Origin of the sequence: Acidovorax sp. LjRoot129 (assembly GCF_964253765.1) — a bacterium.
Taxonomy (GTDB): Bacteria; Pseudomonadota; Gammaproteobacteria; order Burkholderiales; family Burkholderiaceae_C; genus Acidovorax.
This window is the reverse complement of record NZ_CAXUSE020000001.1, coordinates 1673418-1688047: the sequence shown is the minus strand read 5'-3', so window position 1 is coordinate 1688047 and position 14630 is coordinate 1673418. Positions and strand designations below refer to the sequence as shown.

The 14630-nt window shown below is 66.8% G+C and carries 13 protein-coding genes and 1 pseudogene; 5 read left to right on the top strand and 9 right to left on the bottom strand.

Translation table 11 applies throughout. From position 1 onward, the window contains the following. Positions 1-65: 65 nt before the first annotated feature. The 4 genes and pseudogenes from mltB to ACSQ3Q_RS07720 form a co-directional block, all read left to right on the top strand. Positions 66-1022 carry a lytic murein transglycosylase B gene (gene mltB / locus ACSQ3Q_RS07735; RefSeq protein ID WP_436133817.1) on the top strand — a complete coding sequence of 319 codons (957 nt, stop codon included), beginning with the start codon at positions 66-68 and terminating at the stop codon, positions 1020-1022. Between the two features lie 206 nt (positions 1023-1228). Further along, positions 1229-2227: an ABC transporter ATP-binding protein gene (locus ACSQ3Q_RS07730; protein ID WP_436133816.1), complete on the top strand. Its 999-nt coding sequence runs from the start codon at positions 1229-1231 to the stop codon at positions 2225-2227. Between the two features lie 5 nt (positions 2228-2232). Further along, a complete protein-coding gene (locus ACSQ3Q_RS07725) occupies positions 2233-2994 on the top strand; it encodes an ABC transporter permease (RefSeq protein ID WP_436136960.1) in 762 nt (253 codons plus the stop codon). Between the two features lie 122 nt (positions 2995-3116). After that, positions 3117-3334: pseudogene (locus ACSQ3Q_RS07720) on the top strand (lytic murein transglycosylase B); the annotation flags it as partial. Here the strand turns inward: ACSQ3Q_RS07720 and ACSQ3Q_RS07715 are convergent. The 9 genes from ACSQ3Q_RS07715 to ACSQ3Q_RS07675 all read right to left on the bottom strand — a co-directional run bounded on the left by ACSQ3Q_RS07715 (position 3283) and on the right by ACSQ3Q_RS07675 (position 14107). Beyond that, entirely contained in the window at positions 3283-4371 is a 1089-nt protein-coding gene (locus ACSQ3Q_RS07715; RefSeq protein WP_436133815.1) for an LLM class flavin-dependent oxidoreductase, read from the bottom strand. The pseudogene ACSQ3Q_RS07720 and the gene ACSQ3Q_RS07715 overlap by 52 nt on opposite strands. A gap of 2 nt (positions 4372-4373) precedes the next feature. Continuing rightward, the gene (locus ACSQ3Q_RS07710; RefSeq protein ID WP_436133814.1) at positions 4374-5318 is read right to left on the bottom strand and encodes an ABC transporter substrate-binding protein; all 945 of its coding nucleotides are present in this window, start codon (positions 5316-5318) and stop codon (positions 4374-4376) included. A 24-nt stretch (positions 5319-5342) separates the two neighbouring features. Further along, positions 5343-6278, bottom strand: a complete 936-nt coding sequence (locus tag ACSQ3Q_RS07705; RefSeq protein WP_436133813.1) for an ABC transporter substrate-binding protein — start codon at positions 6276-6278, stop codon at positions 5343-5345. Positions 6279-6441: 163 nt separating this feature from the next. After that, a complete protein-coding gene (locus ACSQ3Q_RS07700; protein WP_436133812.1) occupies positions 6442-8328 on the bottom strand; it encodes an amino acid ABC transporter permease/ATP-binding protein in 1887 nt (628 codons plus the stop codon). A 76-nt stretch (positions 8329-8404) separates the two neighbouring features. Further along, positions 8405-8992 (bottom strand): GNAT family N-acetyltransferase, encoded by a 588-nt coding sequence (locus tag ACSQ3Q_RS07695; protein WP_436133811.1) that lies wholly within the window; start codon positions 8990-8992, stop codon positions 8405-8407. Positions 8993-9018: 26 nt separating this feature from the next. Beyond that, positions 9019-10224, bottom strand: a complete 1206-nt coding sequence (locus ACSQ3Q_RS07690) for a M20 aminoacylase family protein (protein WP_436133810.1) — start codon at positions 10222-10224, stop codon at positions 9019-9021. Then, positions 10224-11582, bottom strand: a complete 1359-nt coding sequence (locus tag ACSQ3Q_RS07685; protein ID WP_436133809.1) for an LLM class flavin-dependent oxidoreductase — start codon at positions 11580-11582, stop codon at positions 10224-10226. Before ACSQ3Q_RS07685 ends, ACSQ3Q_RS07690 begins: the two co-directional genes overlap by 1 nt. Positions 11583-11618: 36 nt before the next feature. After that, on the bottom strand, positions 11619-12620 hold the full coding sequence (locus tag ACSQ3Q_RS07680) for an LLM class flavin-dependent oxidoreductase (RefSeq protein ID WP_436133808.1): 1002 nt from the start codon (positions 12618-12620) through the stop codon (positions 11619-11621). A gap of 131 nt (positions 12621-12751) precedes the next feature. Then, positions 12752-14107: a branched-chain amino acid ABC transporter substrate-binding protein gene (locus tag ACSQ3Q_RS07675; RefSeq protein ID WP_436133807.1), complete on the bottom strand. Its 1356-nt coding sequence runs from the start codon at positions 14105-14107 to the stop codon at positions 12752-12754. A gap of 92 nt (positions 14108-14199) precedes the next feature. On the opposite strand from ACSQ3Q_RS07675, the gene ACSQ3Q_RS07670 reads away from it, so the two are divergent. Next, a complete protein-coding gene (locus ACSQ3Q_RS07670; RefSeq protein WP_436133806.1) occupies positions 14200-14589 on the top strand; it encodes an Hsp20/alpha crystallin family protein in 390 nt (129 codons plus the stop codon). Positions 14590-14630: the final 41 nt, after the last annotated feature.

Here is a 14630-nt window from a genome sequence, read left to right as displayed (position 1 = left end):
CTAGCCCGCAAAAAAGCCAGAAAGAATCAGTCAAAAACAGCACCACGCCCGCGCGGCAACCCGCCGTGCTGTACGCCACCCGTCCCGAGGCCCTGCAGTTTGCCGACGACCTGGCCGCGCGACGCGACCTGGACCGCGAATGGGTGCGCCAGGCGATTGGCCAGGCCCGGTTTCTCACACAGGTGCCGCGCCTCATGCTGCCGCCCCCCGCAGGCACGCCCAAGAACTGGCGCGTGTACCGCAGCCGCTTCGTCGAGCCGATCCGCATCCGCGCGGGTGTGCGCTTCTGGCAGCAAAACCAGGCCGCGCTGGAGCGCGCCGAGCGCGAGTACGGCGTTCCCGCCGAGATCATCGTCGGCATCATCGGCGTCGAGACCATCTACGGCCAGCAGATGGGTACCTTCCGCGTGATGGACGCGCTGGCCACACTAGCGTTCGACTTCCCCTCGGCGCACCCGCGCGCCAAGGAGCGCACCGAGTTCTTCCGCCGCGAGCTTGAGCAGTTCCTGAGCTTCACCAACCGCAGCAACACCGACCCCTTCGAGCCGCGCGGCAGTTACGCCGGGGCGATGGGCCTGGGCCAGTTCATGCCTTCCAGCTGGGTGCGCTATGCGATCGACTTCGATGGCGACGGCCGGGTGGACCTGTTCAACAGCCCGGCCGACGCGATTGGCTCGGTGGCCAACTACTTTCGCGGCCACGGCTGGACGCCGGGCATGCCCACACACTTCGGGGTGCAGTTCGACACGGCGCGCCTGCAGCTCGACGAATTGATGGCACCCGACATCCTGCCCACCTTCAGCGTGGCCAGCATGTTGGCCAAGGGCGCCGTCCTCGACGCCGCTGGCGTGCAGCACAACGGGCCGTTGGCCTTGGTGGAGCTGCAGAACGGCGGCGACGCGCCCACCTACGTGGCGGGCACCGAAAACTTCTACGCCATCACCCGCTACAACTGGTCGAGCTACTACGCCATGTCGGTGATCGAGCTGGGCCGCGAAGTCGCGGCGGCCCGCGCACGCTAACCCCCCGCGCCGGGGCGCATTCGGGAACACTTTGCGGCACGCGTCCGGCTGTACAGGGGAACGACAGGATGGCCGGGCGGGGTTTGCCGCGGCCTTCCAGCGCGCGGGCGCAAGTCGGTCCACAATGCCTCGCTTCCACCATTGCGACCATTGCGAACGCTGCGGCAGCTTGCCGCAACGGCACGCGTCCTTGCCTACCCATGCCCATGCCTGCACCACTTTCACCAACACCCGCGGCAGACGCCATCGTCCGTGTGCGCGGCGTGAGCAAAACCTACGCTGGCGGCTTCGAAGCGCTCAAGAACATTGACCTCGACATCCGGCGCGGCGAGATCTTCGCCCTGCTCGGCCCGAACGGCGCGGGCAAGACCACGCTCATCAGCGTGATCTGCGGCATGAGCAACGCCACGGCCGGAACCATCAGCGCTGACGGCCACGACACCGTGCGGGACTACCGCGCAGCCCGTGCGGCCATCGGCTTGGTGCCCCAGGAGCTGCATACCGACTCGTTCGAGACCGTGTGGGCCACGGTCAATTTCAGCCGGGGGCTGTTCGGCAAGGCGCCCGACCCTGCGTTCATCGAAAAAATCCTCAAGGACCTGTCGCTCTGGGACAAGAAGGACAGCAAGATCCTCGCGCTGTCCGGCGGCATGAAACGCCGCGTGCTGATCGCGAAGGCGCTATCGCACGAGCCCAAGATCTTGTTCCTTGACGAGCCCAGCGCGGGCGTGGACGTGGAGCTGCGCCACGACATGTGGCGCCTGGTGCGTGCGCTGCGCGATGCGGGCACCACCATCATCCTGACCACGCACTACCTGGAGGAGGCCGAAGACATGGCCGACCGCATCGGCGTGATCCGCAAGGGCGAGTTGATCGTGGTGGAAGACAAAGACGTGCTGATGCGCAAGCTGGGCAAGAAGCAGCTGGCACTCACGCTGCAGCAACCGATGGAGCAGGTGCCCCCGGCGCTCGCCCGCTGGCCGCTGGCGCTCAGCCAGGGTGGCACCACGCTCACCTACACCTTCGACACCCAGCAAGAAGACACTGGCATCGCCGCGCTTTTGCGTGCGCTGGCCGAACACGGCATCGACTTCAAGGATCTGCATTCGAGCGAGAGTTCTCTCGAAGACATTTTTGTGAGCCTGGTACACCAGGACAAGGACCAGGACGACGCCCCGTCGCAACAGAAAGCACCCCGAGCATGACCGGCCTGAACCTGCATGGCGTGCGCGCCATCTACCGCTTCGAGATGAATCGGGCGTTTCGCACCTGGATGCAAAGCCTGATCGCTCCGGTGCTGTCCACGGCGCTGTATTTCATCGTCTTTGGCTCGGCCATCGGCTCGCGCATGGGTGACATCGGCGGCGTGAGCTACGGGGCGTACATCATTCCCGGCCTGCTCATGCTGTCGCTGCTTTCCGAAAGCATTTCCAACTCGGCTTTTGGCATCTACATGCCCAAATGGTCTGGCACCATCTACGAACTGCTCAGCGCGCCGGTCAACTGGGTGGAAGTGCTGCTGGGCTATGTGGGCGCTGCAGCCAGCAAATCGCTGCTGGTGTCGGTGCTCATCCTCACCACCGCCAGGGTGTTCGTGCCCTACGAAGTGGCGCATCCGCTATGGATGGTGGGTTTCCTCGTGCTCACTGCCGTCACGTTCTGCCTGTTCGGTTTCATCATTGGCCTGTGGGCCGACAGCTTTCAAAAGCTGCAGGTGATCCCGCTGCTGGTCATCACGCCGCTGACCTTTTTAGGCGGTGCGTTCTACAGCATCGGCATGCTGCCGCCGTTCTGGCAGACCGTCTCCCTGTTCAACCCGGTGGTCTATCTCATCAGCGGGCTGCGCTGGGCGTTCTACGGCCAGGCCGATGTCCACATCGGTGTGAGCGCAGGCATGACGCTCGTGTTCATGGCCTCGTGCCTCGTTGTGGTGTGGTGGGTGTTCAAGACGGGGCGCCGCATCCGGCGCTGAACGCACCGCAAGACGTCGGCTGGGCGGTGCTTCATAGCGTCAGCATTTTGAACTTGAAACAACCCGTTCGGTCTGAGCCTGCTGCAACTGGATGACCTCTTGCCGTAACACATCCTGCCCCCTTCAGCGTTGCCAGCATGCAGGCAAAGGGCGGCGTGCTGGATGGCGCCGCCGCGCAGCATCTTGGGCCCCTGGCCTCGTCGAACTACATAACGGCGGTGATACGCCGAGCTACGTGGCGGGCACCGAAAACCGCTACGCCATCACCCGCTACCACTGGTCGAGCTACTACGCCATGTCGGTGATCGAGCTGGGCTGCGAAGTCGCGGCTGCGCGGTCCACACAGTATTTGTCTGCAGTGGGGCCGGCCGCCGCCGGAGTCCAGCCCAGCTCCGGCGCGATGTACTGCGCGGTGTCGCTCAGAATCTGCGCGTATTCGTGCACGTTGAAGTCATACGGCAGCTCCAGCCGCAGCTCCTGCACTCGCGGCACGATGGGGTCCTTGCGCAGGCTCTCCAGAATCTCGTCCGACGTGCCCACCAGGTCGCGCGCGAACAGCGTGCGGCGCTCGCCCTGCGGCGCCAAAGTGCGCGGCAGCCGCAATGCAGCCCATGTACGGTAGCGCGCGCGGGTGGTGACGTCTGCACTGTCCAGCGGCACGATGACCCGCCCCAACGCCACGCGCGGCGCGTACGGGGCCGACCAATTTGCGTGGAACAGGTCGAGCTGACTGCGCTGCGCCGCGAAGAAGTCGTCGGTCTGCTCCCCACGGTTGAGGTTGCCGATCAGCAGGTGGTAGCCCTGCGCGCCCGCCCACTGCGCAGACTTCAGCGACCCGCCGCCGTACCACAGGCGCTCCACCAGCCCTGCCGCATGCGGCTGCACCCGCGGGCGCTGGCGGCCTGCGGGCGACTCCACGAAGAAATCATCGTCACCCAAGAAGTCGCCGCGCAAATTGCTGCGCAAGCGCTCCACCCGGGCGTGCGAGAAATCGATGGCCTGCGCATCGCCGTCGAACAAGCGCCCGCCCAGCAGTGGCCCGTACGGCGGCGCCCCCGCACTCAGCCCCACCTGCAGGCGCCCGCGCGACAGCACGTCCACCGTCGCCAGGTCCTCGGCCAACCGGAAAGGGTTCTCGTACCCCATCTGGATCACTGCCGTGCCCAGCGCGATGCGACGCGTGCGCTGCGTGGCGGCGGCCAGCAGCGTGGCCGCAGACGACACCGCCCGCTCCAGGTGCCGCTGGCGCACCCAGGCGCCCTGGTAGCCCAGGGCTTCCCCGTGCTCGAACAACCGCAGGGTGTCTTCCAGCCCTTGCAGCGGGCTGTTCTCGGCGTAGTTGCCAGGGGTCAGGAATGCGAGATGCGCGATGGCCATGGTCAAAACTTCGGTAGTCCTGGGGGGTTGGTTTCGGACTTGGGCAAAGCTTCTTCCAGCAAACTCCAGCGCTGCAGCGCCTGCGTGTATTTGCCGTTCTTGATGAGCCCGTTGGTCGCCAGCGTCAGCGCATCGGCCAGGCCCGAACTCTTGCGCGTCGTGATGGCCACGTCGGACTTGAGCGGCCAGCCCGCGTTCACCGTGCCCACGAGCTTGATCTTGCCGTCCTTGGCCGCGTGGTAGGCCTGCGGTGCATTGGGGTTGAAGTTGGCGTCGGCCCGGCCCGAGATCACGCCCAGGATGCGCGCAGCGTCGTCGTCGAAGTACACGGGCTCCACGGGCTTGAGGCCCGCGGCGACGTTCTGCTTGTTCCACTCCAGCAGGATGCGCTCCTGGTTGGTGCCCGAGCCGGTGATGACCTTGAGCCCCGCAATGTCCTTGGGTTCCTTGATGGACGTGATCTTGCTGTCGGCGCGCACGTAAAAGCCGTGCAGCCCCAGGCGGTAGGTAGAGAAGTCGTACTTCTCCTTGCGCAGCTCCGTCACGCCCACGTTGGAGATCACCGCGTCGTACTTGCCCGAGGTGAGCCCCAGCGGCCAGTCGGCCCAGGCAATCGGCAGCAGTTCGAGCTTGAGCCCCAGCGCGTCGGCAATCAGCTGCGCATAGTCCGGATCGAACCCCACCACGGTCTTGGCGTCGCTGGCATACGTGGCGATGGGCGGCGCAAACGGCGCGATCGCCACGGTGAAGACGCCTTCCTTCACGAACTTGAAATTCTTCGGAATGGCCTGCACGGCCGCTGCGTCTTTCTCGGCGCGGATGCGGCCTTTTTGCTCTGGGCTGAAATCAAACGCAGTGGCGGCATTGGCCACGGTCCATGCGCAGCACAGCGCGCACGCCGAGGCCAGGGCCACCAGGCTGCGGCGCGATAAGGAATGGAGAGTCATGGATGGTCCTTGAAGGCCGCAGCCTTACTTCTTGGGCAGGCCGGGAGGGTTGGTGCGCGAGACCTGGATCGCTTCGGACTGCAGGTTCCAGCGCTCGAGCGCCTTGGCGTAGTTGCCGTTCTTGATCTGCGCGTTCAGCGCCGCGGTGACGGCATCGGCGATGCCCGAGCCCTTGCGCGAGGTCACGGCAATCTCGGCCGCCTGTGGCCAGCCGCCCGAGAAGGTGCCCACCAGTTTCGTCTTGCCATCGCGCGCGTTGTGCGCGGCGATGCCGTTGGGGGCCAGGTACGCGTCGGCTCGGCCCGAGGCCAGCGCCAGGTACAGCACCACATCGTCGTCGTAGTACTGGATGTCCACGGGCTTGAGGCCCGCGGCGATGTTCTGCTGGTTCCAGCGCAGCAGGATCTGCTCCTGGTTAGTGCTCGCGCCGACCACCACCTTCAGGCCCGCCACATCCTTGGGCTCCTTCACGGACGTGATCTTGCTGTCGGCCTTCACGTACACGCCCAGCTGGTCATTGCGGTAGGTCGAGAAGTCGAACTTCTCCTTGCGCTCCTCGGTCACGGTGACGTTGGAGATCACCACGTCGAACTTGCCCGACTGCAGGCCCAGCGGCCAGTCGGCCCAGGCCACGGACACCAGCTCCAGCTTGCGCCCCAGGCTGTCGGCCACGAGCTGCGCGATGTCCGGCGCGTTGCCCACGGGCGTCTTGTTGTCGGTGGCATAGGCGCCAAACGGCAGCCGGCCCGTGGTGGTGCCCACGGTGAGCACGCCGTCCTTGGCGAACTTGAAGTCCTTGCCGACGAGCTTGAGCGCTTCGTCCACCTTCTGCGAGCGGGGGCGCGTGGGCTGCTCGGGACTCAGGTCGATGGCCTGAGCAGCCGCGTGGATGGGCGCCAGTGCGGCGATGGAGGCAGCGGCCAGCGCGAGGGCTGCGAGGGTTCGGTTCACAAGGGTCATGGTTCGGCTCCGGGGATGAAATGGATGGGTCAGGAAAACAGGCAAAGGGAGAAAAAAAAATCGGACAGATCACAGCGGCGCCCATGCCGCAGCCCGGCCTGGGCCACAGGCCGGCTGCCGCACAAGGCCGCTGCGGGTAGGGGAATGTGAGGCGGGCGGTGGCTCAGAGCACCTTGGCCAGGAACTCCGCCGTGCGGGGGTGGTCGGGCTGGCTGAACACCTTGGCGGGGGTGCCGGTCTCCAGCACACGGCCCTGCTCCATGAAGACCACGGTGTCGGCCACCTCACGGGCAAAGCCTATCTCGTGCGTGACGATGATGAGCGTGGTGCCGGTGCGCGCCAGCTCCTTGATCACGTCGAGCACTTCGCCCACCAGCTCCGGGTCCAGCGCCGAGGTGGGCTCGTCGAACAGCAGCACCTTGGGCTTGAGCGCCAGGGCCCGTGCAATGGCCACGCGCTGCTGCTGCCCGCCGGAGAGCTGCCGCGGATAGCTGTGCGCCTTGTCGGACAAGCCCACGCGCGCCAGCAGCTCCAGCGCAAGGGCTTCAGCCTCAGCACGTGGCAGCTTGCGCACGGTGACCGGGGCTTCGACGATATTCTCCAGCACCGTGAGGTGTGGGAACAGGTTGAAGTTCTGGAACACCATTCCCACGTCCACCCGGCGTTGGAGGATGTCCTTCTCGCTCAGCTCGTACAGGGTGTCCGCGTCCTGGCGGTAGCCGATCAACTCGCCATCGATGGCGATGAAACCGTCGTCCACGCGCTCCAGGTGGTTGATGGTGCGCAGCAAGGTCGACTTGCCCGAGCCCGACTGCCCGAGGATCACCGTGACGCTGCCGGGCGGCACCGTCAGCGTCACATCCTTCAGTACGCGCAAGGCACCGTAGCTCTTGGACACGCCGTGGATGGTGACCTCGCCACCGCGGTTGCGCTCGCCCGTCCAGCGCGGCACGGTGGCGACGGCGGGCGTGGGCGCTGCTGCCGGTGCGGCCACTGCCGTATCAGCTTGAGTAGCCACGCGCGGCGCAGGCCACAGGCGCTGCGCAATGCCGCTGAAGATCGATGGCGGCGGGCTGCGCAGCGCGCCCTTGGAAAAATGGCGCTCGATGTAGTACTGCAGCAGCGACAGCACCGTGAGGATCACCAGGTACCACACGGTCGCCACCATCAGCAGCGGGATCACCTCCAGGTTGCGGCGGTAGATGATCTGGATGGTGTAGAACAGCTCGGGCAAGGCCAGGATGTACACGTTGGACGTGCCCTTGGCCAAGCCGATGATGTCGTTGAAGCCTGCGGGCAAGATGGACCGCATGGCCTGCGGCAGCACGATGCGAAACGCCTGCCGGCGGCGCGGCAGGCCCAGGGCGGCCGCCGCTTCGAGCTGCCCCTGGTCCACCGACAGGATGCCGCCACGCACGATCTCCGATGCAAAGGCTGCCTGGTTCAGCGTGAGGCCGATCAGCGCCGCCACGAAGGGGCTGATGAGCTGCGTGGTGGGGTACGAGAAGAGCGTCCAGCTGGTGAACGGCACGCCCACGCTCAGGGTCTCGTACAAATAGCCCAGGTTGTTGATGATGAGCAGCAGCACGATGACCGGGATGGACCGGAAGATCCAGATGAAGGTCCACGACAGCCCCGCCAGCAGCGGCGAGCGCGACACGCGGGCCAACGCCAGCGCCGTGCCCAGCGTGAAGCCGAACAGCGCCCCCAGCGCGGTGAGCAGCAGGGTGCGGCCCAGGCCCACCAGCACAGGCTCCGAGAAAAAATACTCGCCGAAGATGCTCCAACCCCAGCGCGGGTTGGTAAACACCGAATACAGCACCAGCGCGATGACCACGGCAGCAAACACCGTGCCGGCCGCCCGTGCCCGGTAGCGCGCGGGCACGACTTTGTAGTGTGAATAGTCGCCCTTCACCGGGGCAGGGGCCGAGGAGGACGAGGGTGTGAGGGCCGGCGCGCTGGGCGCATGGCTATGCGCACCAGGGGGTGCGGCATGGCCAGGGCCCAGCGGCAGACCGGCAGCGGCGTCCAGGGTGGTGGAGGTGGACATGGTGGTGAGGTCTCGCAGGCTGTCGGGGTTCGTGGAAAAGAGCGGGGGCAGGTGGGGCCGGTGTCCGTGGCGGCTTTCAGGCCGCTTGCGCAACGACCGCGGCGCGCCCTACGCCCGGGGCTTGCGGCGTGACGGGCGCCGTCGTCAACCTGGCGGTGGGCTCCAGGCCCTCCACGGCGCGCAAAGTCTTCTCAAACGGCAGATGGCGGTACGTCTCGTGCGGCAGCGATGTGTCGAACAGCGCCGTGTACCCATGGCCCAGATACAGCCCCACGGCCTCGGGCTGGCGAAAGCCGGTGGTGAGGTACAGCCGCGCATAGCCCTGGCGCAGCGCCTGGGCTTCGAGCTCCAGCAGCACCTTGGCGGCGAGGCCCTGGCGACGGTGGGCCGAATGCGTCCACACGCGCTTGAGCTCCGCCGTGTGCGCATCGCTGTGGCGCTTGAAGGCGCCGCCGCCAATGGCCTGCCCGCCGCGCAGCAGCAGCACGAAGCTGCCGCCGTGCTCCGGCGTGAACAGCTCGGGCGGGTACTTCTCCATCTCGCGCTGCCCGCCTTCGCGGTCGTAGAACTCGCCGTAGCGCGATTCGTACTCGTGCGACAGCTCTTCGATGAGGGGGCGGGCCAGGGGATCGGCAGGCGAGGTGTAGATGAAGCTGTCACTCATGGGGAGGGCTTTCTCGTGAAAGGGTCTCAGGCCAGAAACCGCTCGGCCAGCCGCACCCAGTACGTGGCCGAGGGCGCCAGGATGGCGTCGTTGAAGTCGTAGTACGGGCTGTGCAGCGATGCCCCATCGCCATTGCCCACGAACACGTAGCTGCCGGGGCGTTTGAGCAGCATGAAGGCGAAGTCCTCGCTGGCCGTGCGGGGGCGAAAGCCTGCGTCCACGCGGGCTGCGCCAAAGGTGTCCAGCGCCACGCTGCGCGCCAGCTCCGTTTCTGCCTCGTGGTTGAGCACGGCCGGGTAGCCGGGCCGGTACAACACATCGGCCGTGGCCCCGAAGCTCTCGGCCTGCGCACGGGCGATGGCCGGGATGCGCTCTTGCAAGACCGCGCGCACCTCGGGCTTGAAGGCGCGGGCGGTGAGCTTCAGTTCCACACTCTCGGGCACCACGTTGGGTGCGTTGCCGCCATGGATGGAACCCACGGTGACCACGCCCATGTCGAGCGGGTCCACGTTTCGCGAGACCACCGTCTGCAGCGCGGTGATGATGTGTGCGCTGGCCACCACCGGGTCCACCGTCTCGTGCGGCGCGGCGCCGTGGCCGCCCTTGCCGCGCACGGTGATGGTGATCTGGTCCACCGAGGCCATGGCAGGCCCCGTGACGCAGCCGAAATGCCCCTCGCCCACGCAGGGCCAGTTGTGCAGGCCGAACACAGCGTCGCACGGAAAACGCTCAAACAGGCCGTCGGCGATCATGTGCTGTGCACCGCCGCCGTTCTCCTCGGCGGGCTGAAAGATCAGGTTGAGCGTGCCGTCGAAGCGGCCCGACTCGGCCAGAAAGCGCGCGGCCGCTAGCAGCACCGTGGTGTGCCCGTCGTGTCCGCAGGCGTGCATCACGCCCGCGTTCTGGCTGGCATACGGCAGGCCCGTGGCCTCGGTGATGGGCAGTGCATCCATATCGGCACGGATGCCCAGGGTCTTGGTGCCCTGCCCTTTGCGCAGCGTGCCCACCAGGCCGGTGCCCGCGATGCCGGTGGTGACTTCGTAGCCCCAGGACGCCAGGCGCTCGGCCACAATGGCCGAGGTGCGGTGCTCCTGGAACGACAGCTCGGGGTGCTGGTGCAGGTCCCGGCGCAATGCCTGGAACTCGTGAATGAAGGCGGCAATGCCCTCTTCCACACGTTTCACCCGCTGCACGTCATGCGCCGAAGCTGCTGTTGGCAATGCTGCGCCCATCACGCGACCTTCTTCTGTGGCGCCGTGGCTGCATCCACATCGGCCTGCGCGTACCGGCTGGCCTTGCGCGGCAGACCCAGGTGGTTGCGCAGGGTGTGGCCCGGCAGCGTGCGCTGGTAGCGGCCGCGCGCTTCCAGCGCCGGGATCACATGGGTGATGAAATCGTCGAGCCCCTGCGACAGCACGGGGAAGCCCAGGATGAAGCCATCGGCCGCGCCCTCGTCCACCCAGCGGATGATCTCGTCGGCCACGCGCTCGCCCGTGCCGACGAACTGCGAACGCGGCGTGGCGGCCTCCAGCGCTACCTGGCGCAGCGTCAGGCCACGCGCCTTGGCATCGGCCTTGATGCGGTCGGTGGTGGAGCGAAAACTGTTGCGCCCGATCTCGCCCAGCTCCGGGAAGGGCGCGTCCAGCGGGTACTGGCTGAAGTCGTGGTGGTCGAAGTAGCGGCCCAGGTAGGCCAGCGCTTCATCGACCGTGAGCAGCTCGCGGATGGCCTGGTACTTGGCGTCCGCCTCTTCCTGCGTGGCGCCCACCACGGGCCCGATGCCGGGGAAGATCTTCACGTCGTCGGCCTGGCGGCCATGCACCACGGCACTGGCTTTGACCTTGCGCAGAAAGCTGCGCGTCTCTTCCACCGACGGCGAGTGGGTGAACACCGCATCGGCGTACTTGCCCGCCAGGCCGATACCCGCATCGGATGAGCCCGCCTGAAAGATCACCGGCTGCCCCTGCTGCGACCGGCCGATGTTGAGCGGCCCCGCCACCTGGAAGAAGCGGCCCTTGTGGTCCAGTGTGTGCAGCTTGGCGGGGTCGAAGAACTGGCCCGTGGCGCGGTTGCGCACCACGGCGTCTTCGTCCCAGCTGTCCCACAGGCCTTGCGTCACCTGCAGGTATTCGTCGGCGATCTCGTAGCGCAGCGCATGGTCGGGGTGATTGCGGCTGTAGTTGCTGGCCGTGCCCTCCAGCGGCGTGGTCACCACGTTCCAGCCGGCGCGCCCCTTGCTGATGAGATCCAGCGACGCGAACTGCCGCGCCACGGTGAATGGCTCGCTGTACGACGTGGAGATGGTGCCCGCCAGCCCGATCTTCGACGTCGCCACGGCCAGCGCCGACAGGATGGAGATGGGTTCGAAGCGATTCAGAAAGTGCGGGATGGACTTCGCGTTGATGAACAGCCCGTCGGCCACGAACGCGAAGGCGATGCCGTTGGCCTCGGCCTTCCGCGTGGTCTCGATGTAGAAGTCGAGGTTGACGCTTGCGTCCGCGGGGCCTGCGGGGTGCTTCCACGAATTCATGTGGCCGCCTGCACCGTGCAGCATGACGCCGAATCGGATGGGTTGTGGGGTGTTGCTCATGGTGTCTGTTCCTGGGAAAAGGGGGCGGCCAGCGGGTCAGGCCTCGGCGGTGGCATAGGCGCCCGCCAGCAGCTCGACCGAGGCCAGGCGCTCGGCAAAGCCTGTGACGGGCGTGTCGACCACGAACTCTTCGATGCCGTAGCGCTCGCTGAGCGCATCGAGCTGCTCGCGCACATGCTCGGGCGAGCCGGCGATCACGTGGGGCCGGGTTTCTTCGAGCCGGTAATCCGCCACGCCGGCCTGGCGCGCAAACTCCGCGGCGGCCTGCGCGCTGGGCAGGTTCACGCTCTGCCCGGTGGACAAATGCAGCTTGAAGACACGCAATGCGCCCACCAGGCTGTCGGCCTGCGCTTGCGTGGGGGCCACCAACGCATAGAGCGCCAGCGACGGGGCCCGGCCGGCGGCTTCGCGGTACACGCGCACCGTGCGCTCGATGTTCACCGGGTCGCCGTTGAAATGGCCCGCGTACGTGAAGTGCCAGCCATGGCGCGCCGCCAACGCCGCGCTGTCGGGGCTGCCGCCGAGCAGATGGCGCTCGGGCAGGCTGGGCGGCGCGGGGTAGGCCACGGCGCCCGCCAGCGCATGCTCAGGGTCCAACGTGCCTTGCAGAAAGGCGTCCAGCTCCGCAAAGCGCGCGCTGAAATCGGACGGCCTGGATTTGTCGTGCAGCGCCTGCAGCGCCCGCGTGGCCAGCGGCAGGCCACCGGGCGCCTTGCCCACGCCCAAGTCCACGCGGCCGGGCGCCAGGGATGCAAGCACCTTGAACGCCTCGGCTACCTTGAAGGGGCTGTAGTGCTGCAGCATCACGCCGCCCGAGCCGATGCGGATGCGAGAGGTGCGCGCCAGCAGGTGGGCCACCAGCACCTCAGGCGCCGAGCCGGCCAGGCCCGGGTTGCCATGGTGCTCGGCCACCCAGAAGCGGCGGTAGCCCAGCTGCTCGGCGCGCTGGGCCAGCGCTACGGTGCGCTGCAGCGCCTCGGCCGCCGTGGCCCCGTCGGGGATGGGACTTTTGTCGAGGAGGGAAAGGGCGTAGGACACGGTGGAGGCAGCGATTCGCGCATGGGTGATCAATGCGACAAATTCTGTGGCCCGACGGCCTGCACCGGTTGCGCTAACTTTTCATATCGATATGCGGCGCGCGCTGCGCCGCATACCGCCCACGCCGTAGGTCAGGGCCGCTGCATGGTGCAGCTGTGCGGCTGCTGTGCCTTGGCGGCGGAGATCTGCCGCACCACGCGAAAGCCGTAGCCCGAGCCTTCCACGTCGAACTTCACGCCCTGGGCGCCCTTCTTGTCCATCACGCCCACCACCAGCGCCTGCTGGAACTGGTGGTCCGCCGCACGCATGCTGCCGCCCTGGCCCGAGAGCTGCACATTGGCGCTCTCCATCTGGCGCGCCACGGCCACGGCGTCGGTGCTGCCCGCGCGTTCGATGGACTGGGCCAGCGCCTCGACCATGAGCTGCATGCGCATGTGCACGTAGTCATCCTGCGGCTTGGGAAAGCGTGTGCGGAACGACTGGTAGAACGTCTCGCTCTGCGCGCCCGGCACGTTGGGCAGCCAGTCGGCCACGGCCACCACCTTGCCGATGCCTGCGTCGCCGATGGCGGCGGGCGCACCCAGCGCGTTGCCATAGAAGGTGTAGAAGCTGCCTTCGTAGCCCACCTCGCGTGCGGCCTTGACCAACAGCGTGAGGTCGTTGCCCCAATTGCCCGTGACCACGGCCTGCGCGCCGCTGGTCTTGATCTTCACCGCATAGGGCGCGAAGTCCTTCACGCGGCCGATGGGGTGCAGCTCGTCGCCCACCACGGCCACATCGGGGCGTTGGGCGGCCAGCTGCTTCTTCGCCTCGCGCAGCACGGCCTGGCCGAAGCTGTAGTCCTGGCCGATGAGGTAGACACTCTTAAGGCCCTTGTCTTCGCGCATCACTTCCATGAGCGCGGCCATGCGCATGTCGGCATGGGCGTCGAAGCGAAAGTGCCAGAAGCTGCACTTCTCGTTGGTGAGGATGGGGTCCACCGCGGAGTAGTTGAGGAAGATCACGCGCTTGTTCGGCTCGCGCTCGTTGTGCTTGTTGATGGCCTCGATCAGCACCGCCGCCGTGGCCGACGAATTGCCCTGCAGGATGACCTGCGCGCCGTCGTCGATGGCCGCGCGCAGTGCCGACAAGGCCTCTTCGTTCTGGCCCTTGCTGTCGTAGCGCTCCAGCGCCAGCGGGCGGGGGCCGCCGCTGCTGGCAGGCAGCTGCACGCCGCCGCGTGCGTTCACGCGTTCCATGGCCCAGTACACGTTGCGGTAGACCGCCTCACCCGTGTTGGCAAAGGCGCCCGACAGGCTTTCGATGAGGGCCACCTTGACCGGTTTGGCCTGCGTCTGGGCTGTGCCTGCAGCGACGCCTGGCGCGCCTTGGGCATGGCTGGCAGACAAAGGCATCAGAGCGCACACCAGCGCTGTGGCGGCCGCCAAAACCGGTTGACGTAATGCCGCTGCGCCTGTTTTCAAGCCCACGGAGCGCAATTTATTCATGCCATTTTTCCCTTGAAAAGCAACCCGGCCGTACACAACTCCTTGGCATGCGGCGACCACGTCGAGAGCCGCGCAGTTTATAGGAGTTACCCATGATCTTCGCCCCCGTGATCCGCCGTGCCGCTTACGCCCAATCCCCCCGTTCCGCAGACCTCGCACTGCAGCGTTTTCTGATGGGCGCACTGGCCGCACCTGCTGCTGCCACCTCTGCCGGCTGCACCGTGACCCAGGACGAAAAGACCACCACCTTGCAGCTGGATGTGCCCGGCCTCGCCCGCGAGCAGCTGTCCATCAGCATCGAAGGCAACCAGGTCCGCCTGCAAAGCGTAGAAGGCGCGCCCCGCCAGGTGCAACGCGCCTGGGAGCTGGCCACCGACATTGACGCAGCCAACAGCTCTGCCAAGCTCGAAAACGGCGTGCTGACTCTGACGCTGGCCCGCCTGGAGCCCGTGAGCAAAGCCACGTCGCTGAGCATTCAGTAACGCTGGCGCAGCCCGCTCGCCTAAGGCGGGCGGTTTGGCTA